This is a genomic window from Pseudomonas sp. 05N433 (assembly GCF_056396925.1).
Genome location: NZ_JBFTML010000005.1, coordinates 66,252 through 92,994, shown reverse-complemented (window position 1 = coordinate 92,994; position 26,743 = coordinate 66,252). Strand labels below are relative to the sequence as shown.

General features: G+C 60.0%; 25 protein-coding genes. 11 read left to right on the top strand and 14 right to left on the bottom strand.

The features are described 5' to 3' along the window. Positions 1 to 146: 146 nt before the first annotated feature. The 7 genes from AC1DIS_RS03600 to AC1DIS_RS03570 form a co-directional block, all read right to left on the bottom strand. Positions 147 to 1,433 carry an OprD family porin gene (locus tag AC1DIS_RS03600; RefSeq protein WP_018929286.1) on the bottom strand — a complete coding sequence of 429 codons (1,287 nt, stop codon included), beginning with the start codon at positions 1,431 to 1,433 and terminating at the stop codon, positions 147 to 149. Positions 1,434 to 1,670: 237 nt separating this feature from the next. Beyond that, on the bottom strand, positions 1,671 to 2,066 hold the full coding sequence (locus tag AC1DIS_RS03595) for a nuclear transport factor 2 family protein (protein WP_258612960.1): 396 nt from the start codon (positions 2,064 to 2,066) through the stop codon (positions 1,671 to 1,673). A gap of 17 nt (positions 2,067 to 2,083) precedes the next feature. Next, a complete protein-coding gene (locus AC1DIS_RS03590; protein ID WP_064615868.1) occupies positions 2,084 to 2,755 on the bottom strand; it encodes a DsbA family protein in 672 nt (223 codons plus the stop codon). 217 nt (positions 2,756 to 2,972) lie between these two features. After that, positions 2,973 to 3,185 carry a hypothetical protein gene (locus AC1DIS_RS03585; protein WP_018929289.1) on the bottom strand — a complete coding sequence of 71 codons (213 nt, stop codon included), beginning with the start codon at positions 3,183 to 3,185 and terminating at the stop codon, positions 2,973 to 2,975. 246 nt (positions 3,186 to 3,431) lie between these two features. Next, on the bottom strand, positions 3,432 to 4,538 hold the full coding sequence (gene aguA / locus AC1DIS_RS03580) for an agmatine deiminase (protein WP_477780768.1): 1,107 nt from the start codon (positions 4,536 to 4,538) through the stop codon (positions 3,432 to 3,434). A 4-nt stretch (positions 4,539 to 4,542) separates the two neighbouring features. Beyond that, positions 4,543 to 5,421, bottom strand: a complete 879-nt coding sequence (aguB, locus tag AC1DIS_RS03575; RefSeq protein WP_019581765.1) for an N-carbamoylputrescine amidase — start codon at positions 5,419 to 5,421, stop codon at positions 4,543 to 4,545. Between the two features lie 208 nt (positions 5,422 to 5,629). After that, positions 5,630 to 8,542 carry an aminotransferase gene (locus AC1DIS_RS03570; RefSeq protein ID WP_477744113.1) on the bottom strand — a complete coding sequence of 971 codons (2,913 nt, stop codon included), beginning with the start codon at positions 8,540 to 8,542 and terminating at the stop codon, positions 5,630 to 5,632. 180 nt (positions 8,543 to 8,722) lie between these two features. Here AC1DIS_RS03570 and rfbC point away from each other — a divergent pair, with 180 nt between their 5' ends. From rfbC to AC1DIS_RS03550, 4 genes are all read left to right on the top strand, one after another. Continuing rightward, positions 8,723 to 9,268: a dTDP-4-dehydrorhamnose 3,5-epimerase gene (gene rfbC, locus AC1DIS_RS03565; protein ID WP_064615862.1), complete on the top strand. Its 546-nt coding sequence runs from the start codon at positions 8,723 to 8,725 to the stop codon at positions 9,266 to 9,268. A gap of 162 nt (positions 9,269 to 9,430) precedes the next feature. Continuing rightward, positions 9,431 to 11,239, top strand: coding sequence for a sensor histidine kinase (locus AC1DIS_RS03560; RefSeq protein WP_018929294.1), 1,809 nt, complete (start codon positions 9,431 to 9,433; stop codon positions 11,237 to 11,239). Beyond that, positions 11,236 to 12,630, top strand: a complete 1,395-nt coding sequence (locus AC1DIS_RS03555) for a sigma-54-dependent transcriptional regulator (protein ID WP_018929295.1) — start codon at positions 11,236 to 11,238, stop codon at positions 12,628 to 12,630. Before AC1DIS_RS03560 ends, AC1DIS_RS03555 begins: the two co-directional genes overlap by 4 nt. A 40-nt stretch (positions 12,631 to 12,670) precedes the next feature. Continuing rightward, positions 12,671 to 13,126, top strand: a complete 456-nt coding sequence (locus AC1DIS_RS03550) for a thioesterase domain-containing protein (protein ID WP_018929296.1) — start codon at positions 12,671 to 12,673, stop codon at positions 13,124 to 13,126. A gap of 109 nt (positions 13,127 to 13,235) precedes the next feature. Here AC1DIS_RS03550 and cysQ read toward each other — a convergent pair whose 3' ends face one another. Both cysQ and nudE read right to left on the bottom strand, forming a co-directional pair. Continuing rightward, the gene (gene cysQ, locus AC1DIS_RS03545; protein ID WP_064615857.1) at positions 13,236 to 14,069 is read right to left on the bottom strand and encodes a 3'(2'),5'-bisphosphate nucleotidase CysQ; all 834 of its coding nucleotides are present in this window, start codon (positions 14,067 to 14,069) and stop codon (positions 13,236 to 13,238) included. After that, positions 14,066 to 14,632 (bottom strand): ADP compounds hydrolase NudE, encoded by a 567-nt coding sequence (gene nudE, locus AC1DIS_RS03540; protein ID WP_018929298.1) that lies wholly within the window; start codon positions 14,630 to 14,632, stop codon positions 14,066 to 14,068. The genes cysQ and nudE overlap by 4 nt, the downstream gene beginning before the upstream one ends. Positions 14,633 to 14,722: 90 nt before the next feature. Here nudE and yrfG point away from each other — a divergent pair, with 90 nt between their 5' ends. Then, a complete protein-coding gene (gene yrfG / locus AC1DIS_RS03535) occupies positions 14,723 to 15,385 on the top strand; it encodes a GMP/IMP nucleotidase (RefSeq protein ID WP_007939517.1) in 663 nt (220 codons plus the stop codon). Between the two features lie 167 nt (positions 15,386 to 15,552). On the opposite strand, the gene lysM is transcribed toward yrfG, so the two are convergent. After that, the gene (gene lysM / locus AC1DIS_RS03530; protein WP_018929300.1) at positions 15,553 to 15,993 is read right to left on the bottom strand and encodes a peptidoglycan-binding protein LysM; all 441 of its coding nucleotides are present in this window, start codon (positions 15,991 to 15,993) and stop codon (positions 15,553 to 15,555) included. A 137-nt stretch (positions 15,994 to 16,130) separates the two neighbouring features. Here lysM and AC1DIS_RS03525 point away from each other — a divergent pair, with 137 nt between their 5' ends. From AC1DIS_RS03525 to AC1DIS_RS03510, 4 genes are all read left to right on the top strand, one after another. Beyond that, on the top strand, positions 16,131 to 17,018 hold the full coding sequence (locus tag AC1DIS_RS03525) for a LysR family transcriptional regulator (protein WP_477780767.1): 888 nt from the start codon (positions 16,131 to 16,133) through the stop codon (positions 17,016 to 17,018). Between the two features lie 94 nt (positions 17,019 to 17,112). Next, positions 17,113 to 17,952: a formate dehydrogenase accessory sulfurtransferase FdhD gene (gene fdhD / locus AC1DIS_RS03520; RefSeq protein WP_064615849.1), complete on the top strand. Its 840-nt coding sequence runs from the start codon at positions 17,113 to 17,115 to the stop codon at positions 17,950 to 17,952. Next, complete coding sequence (locus AC1DIS_RS03515; RefSeq protein WP_477744112.1) at positions 17,949 to 20,297, top strand: FdhF/YdeP family oxidoreductase; 2,349 nt, start codon at positions 17,949 to 17,951, stop codon at positions 20,295 to 20,297. Before fdhD ends, AC1DIS_RS03515 begins: the two co-directional genes overlap by 4 nt. Positions 20,298 to 20,546: 249 nt before the next feature. Continuing rightward, positions 20,547 to 21,041: a glycine zipper domain-containing protein gene (locus AC1DIS_RS03510; protein WP_477744111.1), complete on the top strand. Its 495-nt coding sequence runs from the start codon at positions 20,547 to 20,549 to the stop codon at positions 21,039 to 21,041. Between the two features lie 68 nt (positions 21,042 to 21,109). Here AC1DIS_RS03510 and AC1DIS_RS03505 read toward each other — a convergent pair whose 3' ends face one another. The 4 genes from AC1DIS_RS03505 to AC1DIS_RS03490 all read right to left on the bottom strand — a co-directional run bounded on the left by AC1DIS_RS03505 (position 21,110) and on the right by AC1DIS_RS03490 (position 25,817). Beyond that, positions 21,110 to 21,541, bottom strand: a complete 432-nt coding sequence (locus AC1DIS_RS03505; RefSeq protein WP_018929305.1) for an acyl-CoA thioesterase — start codon at positions 21,539 to 21,541, stop codon at positions 21,110 to 21,112. 74 nt (positions 21,542 to 21,615) lie between these two features. Next, complete coding sequence (locus tag AC1DIS_RS03500) at positions 21,616 to 22,842, bottom strand: 3-hydroxyacyl-CoA dehydrogenase (RefSeq protein ID WP_477780766.1); 1,227 nt, start codon at positions 22,840 to 22,842, stop codon at positions 21,616 to 21,618. A 123-nt stretch (positions 22,843 to 22,965) separates the two neighbouring features. Continuing rightward, positions 22,966 to 24,894 (bottom strand): RecQ family ATP-dependent DNA helicase, encoded by a 1,929-nt coding sequence (locus AC1DIS_RS03495; protein ID WP_477744109.1) that lies wholly within the window; start codon positions 24,892 to 24,894, stop codon positions 22,966 to 22,968. Between the two features lie 419 nt (positions 24,895 to 25,313). Continuing rightward, a complete protein-coding gene (locus AC1DIS_RS03490) occupies positions 25,314 to 25,817 on the bottom strand; it encodes a polysaccharide deacetylase (protein WP_477744108.1) in 504 nt (167 codons plus the stop codon). A gap of 310 nt (positions 25,818 to 26,127) precedes the next feature. On the opposite strand from AC1DIS_RS03490, the gene AC1DIS_RS03485 reads away from it, so the two are divergent. Together AC1DIS_RS03485 and AC1DIS_RS03480 are read left to right on the top strand one after the other, a co-directional pair. Next, complete coding sequence (locus tag AC1DIS_RS03485) at positions 26,128 to 26,421, top strand: hypothetical protein (protein WP_018929310.1); 294 nt, start codon at positions 26,128 to 26,130, stop codon at positions 26,419 to 26,421. Positions 26,422 to 26,487: 66 nt separating this feature from the next. After that, the gene (locus AC1DIS_RS03480; RefSeq protein ID WP_342745208.1) at positions 26,488 to 26,631 is read left to right on the top strand and encodes an antitoxin PaaA2 family protein; all 144 of its coding nucleotides are present in this window, start codon (positions 26,488 to 26,490) and stop codon (positions 26,629 to 26,631) included. Positions 26,632 to 26,743: the final 112 nt, after the last annotated feature.

Genomic DNA, 26,743 nt, shown 5'->3' with positions numbered 1-26,743 from the left:
GTTGCTTGAAACGCAGGATGAAGTAGCTTCAATTCGACTTTTTACGATCGAAAACAGCCGTTTTCGGTGTTTTTATATGGTTATGAGGCAAAAAAAACCCCGAACCAGTCAGGGTTTTTATCGAGTCTGAACAACTCAGCCGATCATCAGAAGATGTTGATCGGGTAATCCACGAATACGCGCAGTTCGTTGCCGCTGACGTTGTACTCGCTGGATTTCTGCGACACACGCAGGATCGAGCTGCGTACCTTCACGCTCAGGTCTTTGGCCGGGCCACTCTGCACGACGTACTTGAACTGGTTGAAGATCTCGCGCTCGGTGCCGCCTTCACTGGTGGAAGTGGTGATGTTGTCGCCGCGCACGTAGGCCACGTTGTAGCTCAGGCCCGGAACGCCGAAGGCGCCGAAGTCCAGACCGTAACCCAGCTGCCAGCTGCGTTCGTCTTCGGCGTTGAAGTCGGACCAGTAGGAGTTCGCCAGGTAAATGGTGTTGCCGCCGTCGCCGACGCGGTTCTGGCCGCGCTGATAGCCACCGTAGGCATAACCCAGGTTGCTGTCGCCGGTGCTGCGCTGGTGGGCGAGGGTGAACGAGTGCGGGCCGGTGGCAAAGGTCGCTGCCAGGCTCCAGATTTTGTTGTCGTCGCCGGTGACACCGTTTTCCCGGACGTAGGAGTTGTCCAGCTTGGTGCGATAGCCGTTGAAGTCCAGGGTCAGGGACTGATCCTTGGCAATCGGGAACACGTAATTGGCGTTCACGTATTGCTTCTTCAGTACGTCTTCGACGTCGGAAGCGTACAGCGCTGCCTTGAACTGTTCAGTGAACTGGTAGCTACCGCCCAATACATTGATCGACTTCAAGCCACCGCTGTCACGGCCTTCAGCGCTTTTGCGCGATTCAGCGGTGAAGCGACCGGCGTTCAGCTCCAGGCCTTTGATCTCTTTGGAGGTGATCAAGGTGCCGGTATAGCTTTCCGGCAGCAGGCGGGAGTTGTCGTAGTTCAGCACCGGCAGGGCCGGCATCTGGTCACCGTAGGTCAGGACGGTGCTGGAGATACGGAATTTGACCGCGCCACCGAACTTGGACAAGTCATCCGCCGCGTTGCCGCTGTCGCCCTGCTTGAAGAAATCGATACCACCGGCGCCGCTGCGGCCTTTGCCGCCGTCCAGACGCAGTGCGTACAGACCGAAGGCATCCACACCCACACCGACGGTGCCTTGGGTGAAACCGGATGAGTAAGTACCGATGGCCGCTTGGCCCCATTCGGCTTTGTCCGGGTTGCCGTCTTTATAGTCACGATTGATGTAGGCGTTGCGCAGCAGCACTTTGAGGCTGCTGTCTTCAACAAAACCCTTGGATTCGGCCTGGTCGTTAGCCATGGCCTGTGTGGCGCTCAACATCCCCAGTGCGATCAGGCTGATTCGCTTGTTCAACATGTTATTTTCCTTATTACGGGTTGATACGCTCTGTGCCGAACAGCTGAAACGGCGCTATCGCGCTCTTTTTTCACCGCAAAAACAAAAAGGCCCGCCCACGAAAATTCGCGGCGGGCCTTTTATTGTTTTGTCAGTCGTGGCGGTTAGCCACAGGCGTTGGGGCGCATCCTATCTGCGCCCTTAATGATGTGTCAATTTCGTGAATCTTCTGTAAATAGGCGAAAATCGTCTAAGAAATCACTTGTCAGCGATAGCCAATTGCACGATATGGCTGTCGACGAATTGTTCGAAATGGGTGACTTTTCCATCGGCCAGAGTCCACAAGTGCGCGACTCGGGCATTCATCGCACGACCGGTAGCTTTATAGACGCCGCTGTAATTGCCGTAGGCAAATACCTTGTCGCCCTGAGCGACGTAGTTCTCGACCTTGAACCGAAAATCTTCCCACTCAGTGGCCAGGCGCTTGAAGACATTTTCGACGATCGCGTCGAAACCGACGTAGGTCCCGGCATACGGAAAACCTGCGGCTTCGGTCCAGCGGGCGTCATCGGCCAGCGCCGCGGCGGTGTTGCGCGCATTCTCCTGGGAGTTGACGCCTTCGTAGGTGCTTTTGATCAGGCTCAGGTTATCCATGGTGACTCCAGGTGAGTTCAATGGGCGCAGCCGTCGAGGCCACAGGTTTGAAACGCGGATGAAGACTCTGTTGCCGAAAGCGACTGGCTCAACCATTGGGCGAAGGCCTGCGGCTTGCCGAGCCAAGGGCCGATATCGACCAGGGTGAACTGGCCATCCTGTTCCAGCGCGAAGGTCGGGAAGCCCTGACCGCCGACACGGGCCAAGAGTGCGCGGCTGTCCTTGATATGGCGACCGGTATCAGCTGCACTAAATGCCTGCTGGAAAGCCTCGGGCTCAAGACCTGTCTGTGCGGCAAGTTCAAGCAAAACAGCCTCGTCAGCGATGCGTCGACCTTCCACGTAATGAGCCGTCTGCAAACGCCCCAGCAACTCCAGTCCGCGCCCGGCGATCTGCTCGGCTGCCAGCACGGCGGCAATCGGCGGCGTGGAGTCGAACACCGCCGTCTCATCACGCAGCAATCCCTCAAAATATGCTTCGCCAAACGGCTGGCCGGTGTACTCGGCGATGCGCCGGTCGTGGGGCATGACGTAATTGCGTAGTTGTGGCGAAACGGTTTGGCGATTGGCACCGCTCATCATGCCGCCGCCGTGGCCGATCACCGGCAACACGGTTTGGGCAGCTTGCACCAAGGGTTTGGCGCCGTAGCACCAACCGCACAATGGGTCGTAAATGTAGTGAAGGGTCATGGGAAGACTCCGGCAATAAAGTAGGAAAACTCAATGCCGGCAGACTAATACTCAGATCGTTTTGGAAAAACGCCGGAATCGATTTCAGTCTGTTTCAAGAATCGGTCGAATGCCCCTTAACGGGCACCCACCGATCTTGCAGGCACCCACTTTTGCGACGGGCATAAAAAAGCGCCGCCTTCCCGGCAGCGCTTTTATCCATCCGTTGTTTTTCTTCTTATCCTTCCATCACATCCCACAATGCTTCCAGTTCCGCCTCGCTGAATAAACCAGCGGGATAGCGCTCGATCATCATCCGGCGCGGATCAGGTTCTCTGATCTGACGCGTTCCATTGGACTTCAACCACTGTGCCAGGACTTGAAGCGATTCGCTGTTAACTGCCAGGGGATGCAGTGCCCGCTCGCCCACTACGTTCATTTCGGCGTTCATCTCAGCGCTCTCTCCTGGTTTGTGAGCGGCTAACTTATCCAAGGTTTATGACAGAACATCGAAGTTCTCTCCCTCCCCGTGTTGCGCCATCGAAGATACAAGAGCTATGCCAATGTTTTCGAAGTGTCGATAAGTAGATACAAAAAAGCCCGAAGTCCTGATGGGCTGCGGGCTTTCTGCGAGATAAGGAGGCCAAAATCGTTGCTCAATCGATTTTTCAATCAACTCAAGCTGTTACGTCCTCACTCACTCCTTGTGTGGAGCGGGCTGTTGTTGGGTAAGGCAATGGATGTTACCGCCCCCAAGTAACAGTTCGCGACCAGGCACCATGACCACTTCGTGTTGCGGAAACACGCTCTGCAAAATCTCTTTGGCCGGCCCGTCCAGTGGGTCGTCGAAGCTTGGCGCGATGATGCCACCGTTGACGATCAGGAAGTTCACATAAGAGCCGGCCAGGCGCACGGTCGGATTGCGCTCCTGAGTGCCGTCCACCGGGTCCACACCGGCGCACTCTTCTTCGGTCGCATACAGCGGCCCCGGAATCGRCATTTTGTGCACCGTGAACGAGCGCCCCTTGGCATCGGTGCTGTTTTGCAGCACGTTCATGGCCGCCTGGCAGCGCGGGTAGTTCGGGTCCTGCGGGTCGTCGGTCCAGGCCAGCAGCACTTCACCCGGACGCACATAGCAGCAGAAGTTATCCACATGGCCGTCGGTTTCGTCGTTGAACAAGCCGTCCGGCAGCCAGATGATCTTATCCACAGCCAGGTTTGCGCTGAGCACCGCTTCGATTTGCTCACGGCTCATGTGCGGATTGCGATTGCGGTTGAGCAGGCACTCTTCGGTGGTGATCAGGGTGCCTTCGCCATCGACATGAATCGAGCCGCCTTCGAGCACAAAACCCTCGGTGCGGTAGCGCGGGCTGCGCTCGATTTCGAGGATCTTGCCCGCCACCTGCGAGTCACGGTTCCACGGCGAATACAAACCACCGTCGAAACCACCCCAGGCATTGAAGTCCCAATCCACGCCACGGACTTCGCCGCTGTCATTGATGACGAACGTCGGGCCGGTATCCCGGACCCAGGCGTCATCGCTGGACATCTCCACCACACGAATATTCGGCACGTCGAGACGGGCGCGGGCATTTTCGTACTGGCCAGCGGAGACCGCCACGGTCACCGGTTCGAAACGCGCGATGGCCTTGGCCACTGCAACGTGCGCGGCTTGCGCCGGTTTGCCACCCAGGCGCCAGTTGTCCGGGCGCTCGGGCCAGACCATCCAGGTCTGGGTTTGGGGTGCCCACTCGGCAGGCATGTAAAAGCCGTCGGCGCGAGGGGTGCTGTTCAACGTGGTCATGGCTTCAGGACTCCAGGGAACCGTCGAGGGTTTTAATCGCGCCGTACAGGTTCGGACGACGGTCGCGGAACGAACCCCAGGCGCTGCGAATGTGCTCCAGCTCATCGAGGTCGAAGCTGTGAACCAGAATGCCTTCTTCGGTTTTGTTCAGCTCTTGGACCTTCTCGCCAAACTGGTTGGCGATGAACGACGAGCCGTAGAAGGTAATGTCGTAGCCGTCCTGCTCTTCATTGCCGATGCGGTTGCTGGCGATCAGCGGCATCAGGTTGGCACCGGCATGGCCCTGTTGCACGCGCTGCCAGTGGTCGCGGGACGAAATGGTCTTGTCGTGCGGCTCACTGCCAATGGCTGTCGGGTAGAACAGAATTTCCGCGCCTTGCAGCGCCATGCTGCGGGCGCACTCAGGGAACCACTGATCCCAGCAGATGCCCACGCCGATTTTCGCGTAACGGGTGTTCCACACTTTGAAACCGGTATCGCCCGGATTGAAGTAGTACTTTTCGTGGTAGCCAGGGCCATCCGGGATGTGGCTTTTACGATAAATCCCGAGGTTGCTGCCGTCGGCATCGATGATCGCGATGCTGTTGAAACGCGCGCGACCGGCCAATTCGTAGAAGCTGATCGGCAGCACCACTTGCAGTTCCTTGGCGACTTTCTGGAAGTGCTTGATGGCAACGTTGTCTTCTACCGTCGTGGCCAGTTGCAGGTAGTCCGGGTTCGGCTTCTGGCAGAAGTACGGAGCCTCGAACAGTTCCTGGATCAGGATGATTTGCGCACCTTTGGCCGCTGCCTCACGGACCAGCTTCTCAGCGGTCTCGATGTTGGCTTCAAGGTCCCAGGAACAAGCCATCTGGGTGGCGGCGACGGTAACGATACGACTCATGAATCATCTCCTGGGCAAGTGCTTGAGGGTCAGTGTGGCATCGACCGATGACAGAACGGGAATCACCGGGCGTGGTTCGTCCACACCGTGGGCAGTGGCGACTTTATAGCCGATAAAAATCGGCTTTAAAAGCAATAAATATCCACCACCTCTAAATAACCTCAAAAATTCCCGATAACAATCGACATTTGCAACCTCTACGAGCTGCCTACAAACCTTCGCCCAGCACCTTCGACAGCATGTCCACAAAGAAGTCCACACTCTGCCGCGACGTGACCATCGGCGGTTTGATCTTGAGGATGTTCAGGTAATCACCCGTCGGCTGCATGAAAATCCCCAACTCACGAAGGCGATCGCACAACGCCGTGGTTTCTTCGGTCGCCGGTTCAAGGGTTTCGCGATTGCGGACCAACTCCACGCCCAGATAGAAGCCGGAACCATGCACCGCTCCCACCAACGGATGCCGGTCGATCAGGGCTTCAAGACGTTCCTTGAAGTACCCGCCCACGACCTGGGCGTTTTCCCAGAGTTTTTCTTCTTCCATCACATCCAGCACCGCCATGCCGATCCGGCAACTGACCGGGCTGCCGCCAGCGGACGAGAAGAAATAACCCTCGGCCTCCAGCGCTTCGGCAATCTCCCGACGGGTAATGACGGCACCCAACGGCTGGCCGTTACCCATGCCTTTGGCCATGGTGATGATGTCGGGCACCACGCCCTGCTCTTCGAAACCCCAGAAAAATTTACCCATGCGGCCGTAACCGACCTGCACCTCATCGGCGATGCACACCCCACCCTGAGCACGGACCAGCGCATAGACCTGCTTCAAATAGCCCGGCGGTAGCGAGATGCCCCCGGCATTGCCGTACACCGGCTCGCAGATGAAACCGGCGAGTTGGCGTTTCTGCCCGGCGATTTTCGCCAGGTTGTGTTCGACGCTGCGCACATAGTCCGGCGCGCTGTCCGGGCCACGGAATTCGCCGCGATAGGTGTTCGGCGCGGTCACCGGGTGCACCCAATCAGGACGGCTGCTCAAGGCCTTGGGGTTGTCGGCAATCGAGGTCGAGACCGCATCCGCCGCCACCGACCAGCCGTGATACGCCTCCAGCACACTGAGCATGTCGCGGCCGCCGCTGTAGGCCCAGGCCAGGCGAATCGCCAGGTCATTGGCCTCGGTGCCGCTGTTGACCAGGAATACCCGGTCCATGTTGTCCGGTGCCAACTTCAACAAGCGCTCGGAAAACTCGGCAATCGCTGCGTAGTGAAAACGCGAGTTGGTATTGAGCAACGACCATTGACGGCCGGCGACGGCGGCCATGCGCGGATGACCATGACCCAATACCGCGACATTGTTGAGCATGTCGAGGTAGGAGCGGCCCTGCATGTCGATCAAATGATTGCGCCAGCCCCGCTCGATGCGCGGCGGGTCGACGTAATAATGCTTCTGGGATCGGGCGAAACTGGCATCGCGGCGGGCCAGCAAGGTTTGCGGGTCGAGTTCTTCTTCTGCATCGCAGGCCAGCCCCAGCAACGCCGCCGGTGACGGGCACAACGCTTGCCAGGCGGCAGCGCGCGAAGGTGTGCAAAACAACGGTGCGTCGAGCTGAGCACTGCGGCACAACTGTACGATCAACGCTCCGCTGACAGAGCCCAGCACCTGGCCTTTGACCAATGCTGCGCCCGCGTGCAACGACGGTGTCACACCCCACAGCCGTAAACTCTGTTGTGGACCATCCAGTTGCAGCACACCCACTGCCGGCTGGTGAACCGTTCCGGCAAACGGCGATTCGACCGCCGTGCCATGGGGCACTCGCAACTCGACATGCAGAGGGCAAGTGGCCGGTTCAGTGGCGCTGTCCGGTTGGGTGCGAGACAGACGATATTGCCCATAACGACTGGCCGCCAGACCATGAGCCGCAGCAGCTTCGGTCAACAGACGCTGGTCGATCCCCTCTTGCTCCCAGTTACCCGCTTCGAAATGCGGGCTGAGCACGCCCAGATCGATCAACGCAAACTCACGCCCCACCAGACTCGGCAACAAGGGCGCAAAGCTTTCGCTGCCGATGCTCGGCAGGCCTTGACCAACCGCAGCAAGAATCGCCGCCTCCATCAACGCCAGCGGCACCGATGTGGCCACGCGGAAAATTTCCCACTCATGGGTCAGGTTGTCGCGACTGTACTCGTTGCCCGGATCAATGCTGACCTGCTGTTCGCCACTCAGCACCAACACCACCGAACGCGCAACGATCAGCGGCCAGAGCGCCAGCAGTTCTTCATGTTGCAGCGGATTGATCGCGTGATAGGCCCGAACCGCCGGCAAGATGTAGAACGGATCGCCATCGGCATGGTGCAGCAGCGCGGCACAGGTCACCGACAGATCGGTGATCCGCCAGGTTCGGACCAGGTCGCCGAAATCGATGACACCCTGCAACTGCCATTGGCGCTGCGCATCTCGCTGCCAGACCACGTTGTCGTCGGTGATGTCCATGTGAATCGCCTGCACCGGCAGCTTATCCACCAAGGGCTGCAAATGGCGCTCGGCCTGCTCGGCCGCTTCAGCAATCAGCTTGCGTTGCTGATCATCCTTGATCACCGGCAGCAAATGCGCGATCAACGCGTTGGCGTGGCGGGCGTCCCATTGAAGGGTGCGCTCAAGGCCAGGATGGTCGAAGCCGGCCAGCGCCAGGTCCATCTCGCCGCAGAGCCGACCGAAACCGGCGACCACGGCCTGGCTCAGATGGTCGAGGTGCGTCAGGGACTGGCCGTCGATGTAATCGAGCAGACGTACATGCACTGCTTGACCGCCGACCTCCAGGGAGAGCAGGTCTTTACCATTTTTGGCCGGGATCACTCGCGGCACCTTCACGCCGGGATGTTCGACCAAGCGCTTGAGCCCTGCGTGCTGGGCTTGCAGCTCCAGCACCGAATAATCACCACGGCAGATTTTCAGGACGAAACGCCCCTGCTCGCTGTCGACGCGGTAGTTGAGATCCTGCTGGCTTCCAAGAGCCTGCAACCGTCCGCTCAGCCCGTAATGTTCTTCCAGCAACTCAAGCGCTTGCGCCGCGGACACTTGCGGGCTGGGCAGACTGGCGCGGTGAATCAACGTGGCGAGCGGCATACAACGACCCCTGAAATTTTATTAGGCGCTTATATCGCCACTGCCGGGTGCGATACGCAACCCCCCTTCCCTGATTGGCCCGAATCAATGCGTGAGCAACTCTCTTCACCGTCCCACTCGCACCTGCCGGCACTTTGCGTAAGAATGTCGCCCATCAACGCCTATTGCTGGAGAAACACCATGAATGTAGTCACCACCGACCTGCCAGGTGTTCTGATCATCGAGCCCAAGGTATTTGGTGATGAGCGCGGCTTCTTCTATGAAAGCTTCAACGCCAAGGCTTTCGAAGAAGCAACCGGCCTGAACACCCGATTCGTGCAGGACAACCATTCCCGCTCGCAAAAAGGCGTACTGCGCGGCTTGCACTACCAGCTGGAAAACACTCAGGGCAAACTGGTCCGCGTCACCGCCGGTGAAGTGCTGGACGTGGCCGTGGACATTCGCCGCAGCTCGCCGCATTTCGGCAAATGGGTCGCGGTGCGCCTGTCCGCCGACAACCATCGCCAGCTCTGGGTACCAGAAGGTTTTGCCCATGGTTTCGTGGTGCTGAGCGATTTCGCTGAATTCCTCTACAAAACCACCGACTACTACACCCCGTCGGCTGAACGCAGCATTCGCTGGGACGACCCGGACTTGGGCATCGACTGGCAGCTGGACGAGGCACCGCAGCTGTCCGCCAAGGATCAGGCCGCCGCGTTCTTCAAGGACGCTGAAGTCTTCTCCTGAATTGCCGTCTGAATTTTCAGCGCCAGCATGCACTTGATCCAGGATGCGCAGACTGCGCCCGCAAGCCTAGGGTCTGTTGAGGTTTGGTAGCGAACCGCGTTGCTACCAAACGTCAACAGACCCTAGGCATAATGCGTCTGTCCCCACAGGCGCTTGATGCTCATGACACCGACCCTCCCCCGCAGACCCCGCTGGCGCAGCCTGGCACTGCTTGCGTTGTGCCTGGCACCCTTGCTGTGGCCGCTGGAGCATCTGGCCGAGCGTTATTACCGCAGCGAGCTGGCCGGGCAGAACCGTCAGACCCTCGACCTCTACGTCGCCAACCTGTTGGGTACCCTGCACCGCTATGAAGTGCTGCCGCAGATTCTCGGCGACCTGCCCGCCCTGCGTGCGACGTTGGGCGCCCCCGACGAGGGCGTGATTCAAGGCAATGCCAATCGTCTGTTGAAACACATCAGTGCCCAGACCGGCGCCGAAGTCATGTACCTGATGGACACCACCGGCAAGACACTGGCGGCCTCCAACTGGGACAAACACGACAGCTTCGTCGGCCGCAATTTCTCTTTCCGTCCATATTTCAGTGAAGCCATGGCCGGGCGCCTGGGGCGCTTCTTTGGCCTGGGCACCACCTCGGCCAAGCGCGGTTACTTCTTCGCTGCGGCGGTACACGATCGTGAAAAAATCATCGGCGTGTTGGTGGTCAAGGTTGACCTCGATCACACCGAAAGCCTCTGGGGCAAAACCCCGGAACAACTGCTGGTCACCGACCACAACGGTGTGGTCATCCTCACATCGCGGCCAGAATGGCGTTTCCGCTCGACCCGTCCATTGAGTGATGAGGAGAACAAGGCCGTCGCCGCGATTCAACCCTATCCGACCCGCGATCCAAAGCCGTTGAGTCTCGACCCCAATGCCTGGCTGACCCAAACCCGGCAGATCGAAGAAACCGGCTGGAGTGTCAGTATCCTTGCTCCACGCACCCTGATCGACCGCCCCGTGCGCACAGTCGTGGCCATCGGCGGCGCAACGCTGCTGGTATTGATGCTGCTGCTTGGCCTGATGATGCAACGCCGACGCCATTACCTGGAGCGGATCGCCTTCGAAGCCAAGACCCGCCAGGAACTCGAAGGCCGGGTCGCCGAACGGACCAGCGACCTTGAGGGCCTCAACCGTCGACTGAAACAGGAAGTGCTGGAGCGCGAACACGCCCAGCAAGAACTGGTACGCGCTCAGGATGATCTGGTACAGGCCGGCAAGCTCTCGGCGCTGGGAACAATGTCGGCGAGTATCAGCCATGAACTCAACCAACCGCTGGCGGCCATCCGCAGCTACGCGGAAAACGCCGAAGTGCTGCTCGATCATCAGCGCACCGAGGATGCTCGCGGCAACCTCAAGCTGATCAGCGAGCTGACCGGGCGCATGGCGTCGATCATCGCCCACCTGCGCGCCTTCGCCCGACGTGATCGCCATGCCCCGGAAAGCGTGGCCCTGCAACCGGCGCTGGACGACGCCCTGGCGTTACTGGCCAAGCGTCGGCGCAGCATGGAAGTCGAGCTGATCCGCGACCTGCCGGCCGCCACCCTGTGGGTCGAGGCTGGAGAAACCCGTCTGCGCCAGGTACTCGGCAATCTGCTGGCCAATGCGCTCGATGCCCTGACGGAAAAAGGCCCGCCGCGTAAACTCTGGTTGAGTGCCCAATCCACCGCCGACGGCGTCACTCTGTACATTCGCGATAACGGCCCCGGGTTCTGCCTGGAAGCGCTGGGTCGTGCCGGCGAGCCCTTCTACACCACCAAGACCCGCACTCAGGGACTTGGGCTGGGGCTGGCGATCTGCGACACCCTGATGCGCGCCTTCGGTGGTGAACTGTCGTTCTCCAACCATAAGGAAGGCGGCGCCCTGATTACCCTGAAGCTGCGCGCAGGCGCGCCGGGTGTGAGCCTGCAACCGTCCGAGGACCGAAGTGCATGACCATCGACAACCGCATCCAGGTCGTGTTGATCGACGACGATCCCCACCTGCGTCAGGCCCTGAGCCAGACCCTGGACCTGGCCGGCCTGAAGATCCTGCCGCTTGCTGAAGCCAAGGGCCTGGCCGGGCAACTGGAACGCGACTGGCCAGGCGTGGTGGTCAGTGACATCCGCATGCCGGGCATGGACGGCCTCGAACTGCTGACCGAACTCCACGCCCAGGATCCGGAGCTGCCCGTGCTGCTGATCACCGGCCACGGCGATGTCCCCCTGGCGGTGCAGGCCATGCGCGCCGGGGCTTATGACTTTCTGGAAAAACCTTTCGCCAGTGACGCCCTGCTCGACAGCGTACGTCGCGCCCTGGCCCTGCGCCGTCTGGTACTGGACAACCGCAGCCTGCGGCTGGCCCTGAGCGATCGCAACGAACTGAGCGCCCGACTGGTCGGGCAATCGGCGCCGATGCTGCGCCTGCGCGAGCAGATCGGGGCACTGGCGGCGACCAAGGCTGACGTGCTGATTCTCGGTGAAACCGGTGCAGGCAAAGAAGTGGTGGCCCGCGCGCTGCACGACTTGTCGAGTCGGCGTAACGGCCCGTTCGTGGCAATCAACGCCGGGGCCCTGGCCGAGTCGGTGGTGGAAAGCGAGTTGTTCGGTCACGAACCCGGCGCGTTTACCGGCGCGCAAAAGCGCCGCATCGGCAAGTTCGAATTCGCCAACGGCGGCACGTTGTTCCTCGATGAAATCGAAAGCATGAGCCTGGACGTGCAGGTGAAATTGCTGCGCTTGCTGCAAGAGCGGGTCGTCGAACGCCTGGGCGGCAATCAGTTGATCCCGCTGGACATCCGCATCATCGCCGCGACCAAGGAAGACCTGCGGCAATCCGCCGATCAGGGGCGCTTCCGTGCCGACTTGTATTACCGCCTGAACGTTGCGCCGTTGCGCATTCCGCCGCTGCGCGAACGGGGCGAAGATGCGCTGGTGCTGTTCCAGCATTTCGCTGACGAAGCCAGCGCCCGCCACGGCTTGCCGCCCCACGAACTGCAACCGGGGCAACGGGCGCTGCTGCTGCGTCACAGCTGGCCAGGTAACGTGCGGGAACTGCAGAACGCCGCCGAGCGCTTTGCCCTGGGCCTGGAGCTGGCACTGGACAACAGCGCACCGGATGGCGGTGTCGGCACCACGGTTGAAGTGGTCAGCGGCGGCTTGAGCGAGCAAGTCGAGAACTTCGAGAAGAGCCTGATTGCCGCCGAACTGGCGCGCTCGCACAGCTCCGTGCGCAGCCTCGCCGAAGCGCTCGGCATTCCGCGCAAAACCCTGCACGACAAGCTGCGCAAGCATGGCCTGAACTTCGCCGATGGCGGCACCAGCAGCCATACCGACGACCTCGATTGAGCTACCGTAAAATCATCCCTATCAAACAAAAGGCCCGCGAATGAACCGCGACAGTCGTCACCTGGAATCGATCCTCTATCGCGACATCCCCCTCACGCGGGACATGGGCCTCAAAGTGCTCGACTGGCATGACCAACAACTGCGCCTGCATCTGCCGCTGGAGCCCAACGTCAATCACAAGAGCACCATGTTCGGTGGCAGCCTGTATTGCGGCGCGGTGCTGGCCGGCTGGGGCTGGCTGCATTTGCGTTTGCGTGAAGAAGGTATCGAAGACGGGCACATCGTGATTCAGGAAGGGCAGATCAACTACCCGCTGCCGGTCACCATGGACGCGACGGCGATCTGTCAGGCACCGAACCCGGCAGTGTGGAGGAAGTTCCTGGCGATGTATCGACGCTATGGGCGGGCGCGGTTGACGCTGCATTCGCGGATCGTGAATGCCGGGAGTGATGAGGATGCGGTGAGGTTTACCGGGCAATACGTCCTTCACCGGTAAAGCAAACGATCTTAAAAGATCGCAGCCTCGTTGCACTCGACAGCTCCTACAGAGAAGCGCGCCCCCTGTAGGAGCTGTCGAGTGAAACGAGGCTGCGATCTCTTGATCTTTACGCCCGAGCGAGCGCCAATAGTTTCTCCCGCCAAGCCGCTTTAGCCGGCAGCGCCAGGAAGAACTCATTCAGCAACGATTCCCGCGCCGGATAACAGAACGGCGCGCCGCTCAAATCCAGCACCTCACCGCCGGCGCCTTCCAGCACACCTTGAGCCGCGGCCGTGTCCCACTGCGAAGTCGGCGCCAATCGCGGATAACAATCCGCCGCCCCTTCCGCCAGTAGGCAAAACTTCAGTGAGCTGCCGATATTCGCCAGTTGCAGCTCGCCCAGACTGTCACTCAACCCCGCCAGTAAGCGCTCCTGCTCAGGGCTTGAATGCCGACGACTGGCGACCACCGTGAAGGCTTCACCCGCCGCCGGCACCTCGCGAACCTGGATCGGCATTGGCTCGGCGCCTTTATCGCCACGCCAGGCTCCCAACCTGTCACCGCCAACATAAAAACGCCCGCTGGTCGGCATCGACACCACGCCAAACACCACACGCCCCTGCTCGATCAGCGCAATGTTCACGGTGAACTCTTCGCTGCCGGAGATGAACTCCTTAGTGCCGTCCAGAGGGTCGACCAACCACCAACGCTGCCAGCCGGCACGCACGCTCTGGGGGATGTTGGCATCCTCTTCGGACAGCACCGGAATAGTCGGGTCCAGCGCCGTCAACCCGGCCAGAATCACATGGTGAGCGGCCATGTCGGCAGCTGTGACCGGGGAATCATCGGACTTTGCCGTCACAGCAACGTTGACGCGCCAGAACGGCAGGATCGCCTCGCCAGCCTTCAATGCCAGTTCTACCACCGGTGCCATCAACGGATGGGGAAAATTCAACTTCATGGCAGGAACACCCCACGCTGAGTCAACAGATCACGGGCCAGATACAGCGCCGCCAAGGCACGGCCCTCGGTGAATCGCGGGTTCTGCGCCAACGCCGACAATTCCCGCAGGTTGATCTTGTCCATCCCCATCGGCTCGGGCTCGTCACCCTCCAGGCGTTCTTCATACAAATCGGTGGCCAGCACCACTTGGATCTTCTGGCTCATGTAGCCGGGTGACAACGACAACTCGGTCAGGTGCTCCAGTTGCCGCGCGCCATACCCGGCCTCTTCCTTGAGCTCCCGCTCGGCCGCCGCCAACACGTCTTCGCCCGGCTCGATCAAGCCTTTGGGCAGGGACAATTCGTAGGCATCGGTGCCACCGCAGTATTCCTCCACCAACACGGCGTGGTCCGCGTCGAGCATCGCCACGATCATCACCGCACCATAACCAGCGCCTTTACCGACCAATCGCTCGTAAGTGCGTTCCACGCCATTGGAAAAGCGCAGTTTCAGCTCTTCGACACAGAATAATCGGCTGGTGGCGACGATCTCGCGGGCGAGTATGGTGGGTTTCTGGCGCATGAGAAGCTCCTTGGCGTGAACGCGTTACTATACCCGGCCTATCCTGATTGTTTACCTCGGATATCTTTTTTACCGCTGGAGAAGTTTTTTATGTCCCTGCTGCCCTGGCGCGACATCGATACCGTTCTGCTAGATATGGACGGCACGCTGCTGGACCTGCACTACGACAACCATTTCTGGCTGGAACACCTGCCAAAGCGTTATGCCGAGTTGCACGGGGTGAGCCTGGCCATGGCGGAGCTGGAATTGCAGCCACTGTTCGAGCGCCATGCCGGTCAGTTGCAGTGGTATTGCCTGGACTTCTGGAGCGCCGAACTGAAGTTGTCGGTGCGCGAACTGAAACTGGAAACCGCGCACCTGATCGCCTTGCGTCCGGATGCGGATACTTTTCTGGCCGCGATCAAACAGGCCGGCAAGCGCGTGGTACTGATCACCAACGCCCACCGCGACTCGTTGTCATTGAAACTGGAAAGAATTGAACTGGCGCCGTATTTCGAGCGCTTGATCAGCTCTCACGATTACGGTTTCGCCAAAGAAGACCCGCAGTTCTGGGATGCCTTGCAGGCCGATATCGGCTTCGACCCGGCACGCTGTCTGTTCATCGACGACACCCTGCCGATCCTGCGCAGCGCACGCAATTTCGGGGTGGCGCACCTGCTGGCCGTGAGCGAGCCGGACAGCCGCAAAGGGCCGAAGGACACGGCAGAGTTTGCGGCGGTGGGGGATTATCGGGAGCTCATCGCAGGGCTTTAGAGTCTGACGCGGTCGTTGTGGCGAGGGAGCTTGCTCCCGCTGGAGTGCGAAGCGCTCCCAATCTGGCTGAGTTCCTTCAGAAAGGTGCATTGGCCAGATTGCGACTGCTGCGCAGCCGAGCGGGACGGTGCGGCGATCCGACAAGCTCCCTCGCCACAGGTTTTGTATTATTCAGGAATCCGCAACACCTGCCCCGGATAGATCTTGTCCGGGTGCGAAAGCATTGGTTTGTTGGCTTCAAAGATTTTGTTGTACTTGTTCGCGTCGCCGTATGCCGCCTTGGAAATCGCGCTGAGGGTGTCGCCCTTTTTAACGGTGACGAACTGCGCTGCCTTGGCAACCGGCCCCGTTACGGTGATCTGGTCATCGACACTACCGACACCGGCAATATTGCCCACGGCCAACAGAATTTTCTCCTTCTCTTCCTGGCTTGCCACTTCACCGGTGACGGTGACTTTGTCGCCATCGATGGTCGCCTGAACATTCGGGTTACCCAAGCCGACCTTGCTGATGTGTGCCTTCAGCTGCTCGCTGGCGTTGGCATTGCCGGGTGTCAGCAGATCAATAAGTTTTTCACCTGCTTCTTTCACAAAGCTAAAAATACTCATGGTGCACGCTCCTTGGGATTTGGGTTCCAGACGCCCAAGACTAGACCAGTCGTTTGAAGACCGGCTCCCAGCCGACCAATGACCCAACCCCGCGCAGGCGGTAGAATCGCAAACCTTGCCGGCGCCCTGGAGCGAAGATGGACATCAAGCAGCTGAAATTCCTCATCGCTCTCGACGAAACCCGACACTTCGGCCAGGCCGCCGCGCGCTGTCACATCACTCAGCCGACCTTGTCCATGCGCCTGCGCAGCCTTGAGGAAGAACTCGAGCTGCCGCTGGTCAATCGCGGCCAACGCTTCGAAGGTTTCACGGCGCCGGGTGAGCGCGTGCTGGCATGGGCGCGTACGGTGCTGGCGGCCTACGACGGTTTGCAGGCCGAAGCGGCGGCCTGTCGCGGCAACCTCGTGGGTACGTTGCGTCTGGGGGTGGTGCCGCTGTCGAGTTTCGACCCGGTGCCGCTGATGCAACGCCTGCATGCCGCACACCCGAACCTGCGGTTCGAACTCTCGGCCCTGAGTTCCGAACAGATCCTTGAACAACTGGCGAATAACCGTCTCGACCTCGGCGTATCGTACCTGGAGCATCTGGACGGCGAGCGCTTCGACTCCCTGGCGTTCAGCGAAACCCGCATGGGCCTGCTCTACGATCAACGCTTCTTCAGTTTCGGCGAGGTGCCGCTGAGCTGGGAGTCGCTGATCGAACTGCCCWTGGGCATGCTCACCAGCGGCATGCACTTTCGCCAGTCCATCGACCATAACTTCCACAGCCGTGGCCTGACCCCACAACCGTTGCTGCAAACCGATGCAGTCCACCAATTGTTACAAGCGGTACACGGTGGCCTGTGCTGTGCGGTGATGCCGCTGAACAGCGGCCTCGAAAACCTCACCGATCACTTGCGCCTGCAACCCATCGAAAGCGCCCAGACCCTCGCCCGGCTGGGGCTGATCATGCGTCGCAGCGCTCCGCGTTCGGCCTTGGCAGAAGCCTGTTTTGCGATCTATCAGAAATCACTGACAGACTCTTGATCGACGCCATCTATCGGTAGATCAGTAATAGCGATTAGACGCGACATGTTGACGCGCCTAGGCTTAAAGCTGACCAAACCGTCGGTGATGCCTAATGAACGCCAAGCGCCCCGGCTGCGCGGCGCCCGCTCTCGAAACGCCCGCGCCCGCCGCAAGCCAGACATACAGTTACTGCAACCTCGAATACTCCGAATCATCCAGCACCGCGCTGGCTGAGGAAGTCGCGTTGGCGATCGCCTACAACGGCATCAGCCAGGCCGTCATGCTGGTGACGCCGACGGACCTTGAAGACTTCATCGTCGGCTTCAGCCTCGGCAGCGGCATCATCGAAGACGCTTCAGACATCTATGACCTGCAACTCAGCGGCTCGGGTTCGGCGCAATACGCGCAAGTGACCATCGCCAACCGCGCCTTCTGGAACCTCAAGCAGCAGCGCCGGCAACTGGCCGGCACCAGCGGTTGCGGGCTCTGTGGCGTGGAAGCGGTGGAGCAAGCGCTGCCCGATCTCAAGGTGCTGCCCGGCGCCCCGCTGCCCCCGGCCGAATGGCTGGACGGCCTGCGCCATCGCATCGGCGAATTCCAGCCTTTGGGCCAGCATTGCGGCGCGGTGCATGCGGCGGTGTTCATGAATGGCAAAGGCGAATTGCTGCTGGGCCGTGAAGACATCGGCCGACACAACGCCCTCGACAAGCTGATTGGCGGGTTGATCCGCCAGAAAATCCCGACCACCGATGGTCTGGCGATTGTCACCAGCCGTTGCAGCCTCGAATTGATCCAGAAAGTTTTACGCGCCGGCATCCAGACCCTGGTCAGCCTGTCATCGCCCACGGGCCTGGCCGTGCAATGGGCCCGTCGACACAACCTCAATCTCATCCACCTACCTCAGAAAAGTGCACCAAGGGTCTACAGCCCTGCGTTGGAGAATCAAGCGTGAGTCAACACCAACAAGCCGACCAGAAACCTGTTCCACGTTACAAGCCCTATAAGGGTGCGGCCGGTGGCTGGGGCGCGCTGGCCAGCGTCGCCCGGGCCTGGCTGACCAGCGACAACGCGTTGAAAAATCTGCGCATGATGCTCAAGACCAACAAGAACGGCGGGTTCGACTGCCCCGGTTGCGCCTGGGGCGATTCCCAGGAAGGCGGCATGGTGATGTTCTGCGAGAACGGCGCCAAAGCAGTGAACTGGGAAGCGACCAAACGGCGTGTCGATGGCGCGTTTTTCGCCAAGCACAGCGTTAGCTCGTTGCTGGAACAAAGTGATTATTGGCTCGAGTACCAGGGCCGTCTGACCGAGCCGCTGAGCTACGACGCCGAAACCGATCGTTACAAACCGATCAGCTGGGAAGCCGCATTCGCCCTGATCGGCAAACACCTGCAAGGGCTGTCGAGCCCGAATCAGGCCGAGTTCTACACCTCGGGCCGTGCCAGCAACGAAGCGGCGTTCCTCTATCAATTGTTCGTGCGCGCCTATGGCACCAACAATTTCCCCGACTGCTCGAACATGTGCCACGAAGCCAGCGGTGTGGCATTGGCCCAAAGCGTCGGAGTCGGCAAAGGCACGGTGACCTTCGACGATTTCGAACATGCAGATGCAATTTTTGTCTGGGGCCAAAACCCTGGCACCAACCACCCGCGGATGCTCGAGCCACTGCGCGAAGCGGTGAAACGCGGTGCGCAGGTGGTGTGCATCAACCCGCTGAAAGAGCGCGGCCTGGAACGCTTCCAGCACCCGCAACACCCGATCGAAATGCTCACCAACGGCGACAAACCGACCAACACCGCGTACTTCCGTCCGGCATTGGGCGGCGACATGGCGATCATGCGCGGCATGGCCAAGTACCTGCTGCAATGGGAGCGCGATGCGCAGAAGGCGGGTGAGCCTGCGGTATTCGACCACGACTTCCTCAATGAACACAGCGTCAATGTTCTGGAATACCTCGGCATCGTCGACGACACCCCGTGGGAGCAGATCGTCGAGCAATCCGGCCTGCCCCTGGTGGAAATCGAGCAAGCGGCGCGCATGTACGCCAAAGGCAAGAACGTGATCATGTGCTGGGCGATGGGCATCACCCAGCATCGCCATTCGGTGGCGACCATCCAGGAAATCGCCAACCTGATGCTGCTGCGCGGCAACATCGGCCGGCCGGGTGCCGGTCTGTGCCCGGTGCGCGGCCACAGTAACGTGCAGGGCGACCGGACAATGGGCATCAACGAACGCCCGCCGGCGGCGTTCCTCGACTCCCTGGAGCGGCGCTTCCAGTTCAAGGTGCCACGCGAAAACGGCCACAACGTGATCGAGGCGATTCACGCGATGGCCGAAGGCCGTTCGAAAGTCTTCATCGGCCTGGGCGGCAACTTTGCCCAAGCCACCCCGGACAGCCCACGGACCTTCCAGGCCCTGAGCAACTGCGACCTGACCGTGCAGATCAGCACCAAGCTCAACCGCAGCCATTTGATCCACGGTAAAGACGCGCTGATCCTGCCGTGCCTGGGCCGCACCGATATCGATATCCAGACCGAAGGCGCCCAAGCGGTGACCGTGGAAGACTCCTTCAGCATGGTCCACGCCTCCAACGGTCAGTTGCAACCGTTGTCGAACCTGATGCGCTCGGAGCCTGCAATCATCGCTGGTATCGCCGCCGCGACCCTGGGCAGCAAACCGGTGGACTGGAACTGGCTGGTGGCTGATTACAGCCGCATCCGCGACCTGATCGCCGACACCATCCCGGGCTTTCGGGACTTCAACGAGAAAGTCCAGAACCCCGGCGGTTTCTACTTGGGCAGCAGTGCCGGCGCACGTCGCTGGAATACCCCATCAGGTCGGGCCAATTTCCGTCCGAACATCCTGCCCAAAGACCTGGTGCACGAACGCACCCGCGCCACCGGCGTACTGCCGGACCTGATCATGCAGTCGATGCGCTCCCACGATCAGTACAACACCACCATTTATGGTCTTGATGATCGTTATCGCGGGGTGAAAGGTCAGCGGGATGTGTTGTTCGTCAATGAAGCCGACATCATTCGCCTGGGCTTCAAACCGGGGCAAAAGGCTGACATCGTATCGATCTGGGATGATGGCCGTGAGCGGCGGGTCAAGGGTTTTACCCTGCTGGCGTTTGATATTCCTGCCGGGCAGGCGGCTGCATACTATCCGGAAGTGAACCCGCTGGTGCCGTTGGAAAGCACCGGGGATGGCAGCCATACGCCGACGTCGAAATTTGTGGCGATCCGGCTGGAAGCGGCGAGTGAGACTGGGTTGATCATGGCCAAGTCAGCTTGACGCAGCGATGGCGGTAGCCCACTCAACAAACTCTTCCGATCCATACTTTCCAATCGCCCACAAAAAAGGCCGTTTTCATATGAAAACGGCCTTTGAGAAGTAGCTAAAGACTGGCGAAAAACACTTAAGTTCCGCCCAAAAAACAGCAACTTATAGAAATGTGCTCAAGTCGTGTTATTCGTCGGATTTCTATTGTCACAACCATGACACAGCCTCAGGATCGCGCCGTCATCCCCTTGAGGTTCCTCTATGAAGTTCTCCTCGATTCTCTTGTTGTCCCTTGGCCTGGTCAGTGGCTTCGCGTCTGCTGGCGGCACCACCGAAGCAGGTGTGGGCGGCGCATTGGGCGGGGTTCTTGGCTCGGTCGTCGGTCAATCACTAGGCGGCAGTACAGGTTCAACCATTGGCGCGGCCCTGGGCGGCGCGGGTGGTAGCGCAGTTGGCGCAGACAGACGCAGCCGTGGCGAAGCCGCCATTGGCGGTGCGTTGGGCGCAGCTGGCGGTAACGTGGTCGGCCGCAGCATGGGCGGCACCACCGGTAGCCTGATCGGTTCCGCAGCAGGCGGCGGCCTCGGTGGCGCGCTGGGTAACCATATGGGCAACAGCAGCAATGACGACGATGATCGTCGTTCCTATCGTCGTGGTTATGACGATGATGATCGTCGCTACTACCGTGGTCACCCGGGTCGCGGCCATGCGTACGGGCATCGCAAGCATCACCATCGCTATCGCGATGACGACTGAGGCTTGAATCGCCTCGTCGACCGTTAGATCGAAAAATCGCAGCCCTCGGGCTGCGATTTTTTTTGCCCTCAGATCGCCAGTCGCTCCAACGCCCCGCGCAACCCGGCAGGAATCGCCACCGGCTGATTCGACAGCCGATCGACGAATACATGCACGAAGCGCCCTGCCGCGCAGGCCTCATCTTCTCCAGCCTTGAACACCGCCAGCTCGTACTGCACCGAACTGCTGCCCAACTTGCCGACCCGCAGGCCAATCTCGATCCGATCCGGGAAGGCGATAGACGCGAAGTAATCGCAGGCCGAACTCACCACAAAACCCACCACCTCACCGTCATGGATATCCAGGCCGCCGACTTCGATCAGGTAGGTGTTCACCGCCGTATCGAAAAAACTGTAGTAGGTGACGTTATTGACATGACCGTAGGCGTCATTGTCATGCCAGCGGGTGGTGATGGGCTGGAAATGGGGGTAGTCGGTGCGATGGGGCATCGGGTTGGACATCAGCGTCGGTTCCTGGAGTTGGATGGCCAGTTTAAGGTGAAACTGCGAAGGCGCTGTCACAGGCACTACCTAAATCACATGTCGGTAAACCCTCTGCCCTGCGCCGCCAACTCCCCAATCAACCGTGCCGGGGCCCAGTGATCCCCCTGTTTGGTCTCAAGCTGCAACAACCGCAGATGAATATCGTCCAGCCCTTGCTGATCCGCCCAGGCCATCGGCCCGCCCTTGTCCGCCGGGAAACCATAACCGTTGAGGTACACCAGATCGATGTCGTGCGCCGACGCCGCAATGCCTTCCTGAAGGATCTTCGCCCCTTCATTGACCAGTGCCAGCAAGCTGCGCTCAAGAATCTCCTCTGGCCCTATCTCACGCCGCTGGAACCCCAACCCTTCGCTGATTTCCAGCACCAGCGCATCGACTTCCACATCGTGCTCAGCCTGACGACTGCCCGGTTCGTAATGGTAATACCCGTCGCCGCTCTTCTGACCGAAACGCCCGAGCTCGCACAAACGATTGTCCACCTGAACCTCCGGCGCATCCTGGCCCTTGCCAGCCAGCTCCCGCGCGCGCCACTCCAGGKCAATGYCGACCACGTCATACATGCGGAACGGCCCCATGGCGAAACCAAAACCTTGCAGCGCCGCATCCACCTGATAAGGCAACGCCCCCTCCAGCAGCATCTTGCGCGCTTCGAGCACGTACGGATGCAGCATGCGGTTGCCGATGAAACCGTGACAGTTGCCCGAGACCACGCTGACCTTGCCCATGCGCTGGCCCAGTGCCAGGGCTGCATCAAGCACCGCCGGAGCGGTCTGGGCGCCGCGTACGATCTCCAGCAACTTCATGATGTGCGCCGGACTGAAGAAGTGCAGGCCCAGGACCTGCTGCGGGCGACGAGTGGCGGCGGCGATGGCGTCGATATCCAGCGCCGAGGTATTGCTGGCCAGAATCGCTTCAGGTTTGAGCAGGCCGTCGAGTTCGCGGAAGATTTTCTGCTTCAGCTCGAGGTTTTCGTAGACAGCTTCGATAACCAGATCAACATCGCGGATCGCCGCGTAATCGGCAGCCGCCGTTACCCGTGCAATGCGCGCATCCGCCTCGGTCTGATCGATCCGCCCCTGACGCACGTTGTGGGCGTAAGTGTCAGYCACGCTGGCCAGCGCCTGCTCAAGCATCTGCGGATTGTTATCGACCCACTGCACCGGCACCCCGGCGTTGGCCAGGCACATGACAATGCCCCGGCCCATGGTGCCCGCGCCAATCACGGCAGCGCGCTGAATATCGAACGATGTCTGGCTCATGGTTGTTGTTCTCTTATTGGCGATCCAAAGACAGTCCTCACCATAGTCAGCCGATGCGTGTTTTTGAAGTTTATTCCTGTGATGGGCGACATTCAGCGGATGGATGCGTCCCGATCCCGCAGGTTAGAGGTTCGCCTCAGCCCACGTCCGGACCTCGCCATACGGATACTCCTCCAGCGCCGCAAACCCCGGAATCGACCGTGCCTTGAGCCTGGTAAACAACGGCACGCTGATCCCGCACAAAAACCGCGTCACGCGTTCCGCCGATGGAGCACTCCCCGTGTGCTGCTGGTGCCTGTGGATAAAATCACCGCACAGCGCCTCGAAATTTTTATCCACAAGCGCCGGCAATTCCGGTGGTTCGGGTAATCGCGCTACGTGGCCGTGACACACCGAACAATGCCCGCATCGCCGTGGCGCGTTTTCGTCGCCGAAGTACTCGGCCAGGCGATAGCCCAGGCAGTGGTCGGTGGCGAACAGATCCAGCATGGCGTGAATCCGCGAAATCTCGGTGCGTTCGTGCCGGGTGAAGTAGGTGTGCAATTCGGCGCTCAAGGCCTGGGAATCGAAGTCGGCTTGCAGCAGGCTATAGACCTCCGTCATCTGCTTGCTTTCAAGCTCCACCCAGCCCTTTTCCTGGAAGTAATCCAGCGCCTTGACCACTCGACTGCGCTCGGCGGAATGCTGCTGATACAGTGCGTCGAAATTCACCGTGGCCCAGGTCCGTGCGCGACTGGAAGTCTGGATGATCGCCGAGACGAAGTCCCTGCGCTCACCCTCGAAACGGGCCAGCAACGCTTCCGGCTCCTGCAAATACTTGAAGCGGTATTCGGCGTAATAGGCATAGCGTGGAGCGATCAGCCCACGCAACTCCAGCTGTACCAGCAAGGTCTTGAGCGGCAACTGGCGGATGTTGCTCTGATCGGCCAAAGGCCCCAGCAGAAACTCCCACTGCCCCTCGGGCGCTGCGGCTTGCAACTCGTCGAGCACACAACGAATGCCGTCCCGCTCCGGTGTGTCGCCGTAGACGAAATTCTCCAGCACATTGAGGCTGTCGCGGTTGGCCAGCACCAGGCAATCGGACGGCTGCCCGTCACGCCCGGCGCGGCCGATTTCCTGGCTGTAGTTTTCGATGGATTTGGGCAGGTCGAAATGCACCACGTTGCGGATATCGCTTTTGTCGATGCCCATGCCGAAGGCAATGGTGGCGACGATGCAATTGGACTGCCCGCCCATGAACCGGCGCTGAATCGCTTCCCGTTGCTCGTGGGGCAAACCGGCGTGATAGGCCTCGGCCTGTATGCCGTTGCGCGCCAGATGTTCGGCGATGTGCTCAGCGGTTTTTTGCAGAGTGACGTAGACAATGCTGGGCTGGCCGGGACGCTGGCTCATCCACTCGACCAGGCGGCGGCGCTTGTCCTGGCCACGCACCGGTTCCACCAACAGATTGAGATTGGGCCGGTAGAAACCGGTGGTCACCACATCCTCAGGCGCAATGGCGAACCGGGCCTCCATGTCGGCGATCACCTTGGGTGTCGCGGTGGCCGTCAGCAGCAGCGCCTGAGGGATGTTGAACTGGCGCTGATAGTCCGGCAGCTTGAGGTAGTCGGGGCGGAAGTTGTGACCCCACTCGGAGATGCAGTGGGCCTCGTCCACCACCAACAGCGAGATCGGCACCTGCTGCAGAAAATGGCGGAAACGCTCGTTCTTCAGGCGCTCCACGGAAATCATCAGAATCTTCAATTCGCCTGACTTGGCCCGGGCCATCACATCGCTGGCGTCATCGCGACTCTGGGCCGAATCGATACTTCCCGCCGCAATGCCGTGGCGCTGCAAGAACGCCAACTGATCCTGCATCAACGCCAGCAGAGGCGAGACCACCAGCGTCAGGTGCGGCAGCAGGATGGCCGGTAACTGATAGCACAGGGATTTGCCCGAGCCGGTAGGGAAAATCGCCGCCGCCGAACGTCCGGCCAGTACCGCGCTGACCGCTGCCTCCTGGCCGGGCCGAAACTGTGGATAACCGAAAACCTGTTCCAGGGTGTTGTGCATAAGCTGTCACTCCGTTGACCGCTGCGAAGCCCAAAGCCTAGCCGGCGAACGCCGCGAGTCGAGAAAAGGTCGGGGGCAAAAACGATACGGGATGATACAGCGTCAACCCATCGATTCCTTCGCCACAGATTGAAACAAACGAGGCACTTTGCCCCCTGACATCAGCCCCCTGTCAGCCGGTAAGGTGCGCCCCGAGAAAACCATTATCCGCGAAGTTTTCATCAAGGCAGGACGCCTGCACGCGGATCCTCACAAAGGAACAATCATGCCTGACACTCTGTTTTTTCCAGTCGCCCTTATCTTTGCATCCCTGCTGCTGAACGGGTGCATGAAGCTCCCTGACGACCCCCTCTACGCTGCGCCCACAACGCTGGACAGTGCCTCACAGACTTAGTCGTCGATCGACTGACCTCGGGTAGCTACGGCACCAATACCGCCACCCGCAACTGCTCATCCAGCGCCTGTTCATGAAATACCCGGCTCTTGCTCGCCCACGTCGCATAAGCCGGGCTTATTTCCCCCGTAAACGCCGCCGCCAGCTGACGCAAATCGGCGACCCTGCGCACACGAGGACAGAAGAGTTGGTCCTCGCAGTTCTGACTGGCACTGCGATAGGTGATCAGCAACCGATCCCACAACCCGTCACGCACTTGCCTGACCGACTTGAGCTTCACAGCCCGCACGCCCAGTCGCTGTTTCAGCCCCTGTTCATCCAACGCTTCGCTGGCCAGCAGCGCCTTGCCCACCATCAACACCTCGGCGCGAGATGCGGTATCGATGTCCGCTTGGGTGGTCAGCGCATCCGGCCAACCGGTTCGCTCCATGTTGGCGAGCACGAGCGAATGACCGACGTCAGCAGCACCCGCTATCCGAGAAACAGCGGCCCACAATAATAAAATCGAGGCCACACGTAGCCACTGCATACCTAATTCCCTTTAAGAGTTGACTCAGACGCTTCGAAACGTCCTACACATTCTGGCGCGCACCCTCCAGAGGCTGGATGCGTTAAGCCTGACAATCCCGTAGGAATATCGACCACCAAGGGAAAAGCTTAAAAAATAGTCGAGGGATGCGTAGGCAAAGGGCGATAACACCGGTAAATCCCCTACAAAACCTGTCCACTTGCACCACCTTGCGACGCCTCGCTGTGGCCCTCTATAGTTTTCGACGCGGCTGAAAACACTGTGTCGGCCCGCCGGCGAGACTGCCCGACTTCCCACAGGACTGACTTCGATGAACACGCGCCACTCGTTAACAGACCGCTATCGCCCGCTCAAAACCAGCTACAGCAATACCCCCGTGTTGGTCATCGACACCGAGGCCGATCCCCACGAAATCCTCGATGCCGCCCGACAACGCATCCGCGCCGCTGGCGACCTGCTCGAAACACTCTATTGCCTGTGCTTCAAACAGGCCGACGCGAAAGACATTCCCAATATCGTCAACGCGTTGTACCTGCTGACCCAGGATGGCAATGAACTACTCGAAATCGCCCGGCAACGCCTGCCGAAAACCACAGCGGTTTGAGACCCTGACCACGATCCCCTGTAGGAGCGAGGCTTGCCCGCGAAGAACGATAACGCGGTGTGTCTGATGAAAAACACAGACAAAGCGGCCTGCGACGCATGGTTCAGAGCACAAGTACAAGCCAGCCTCGACGACCCTCGCCCCAGCATTCCAGATGGAGAAGCCAAACACCTGATGGCAATCAAACGAGACAAACTGCAAAAGAGATAAGTCCGTAGGCAACGCCCTATCAACGCTTCGTCCCGGTCCTACAACCGAAGACACCTTGTCGCCTATCGCTGCCCGGTGGCTCAAACCTATAGTCGTGACTGTCGCTGCCAAA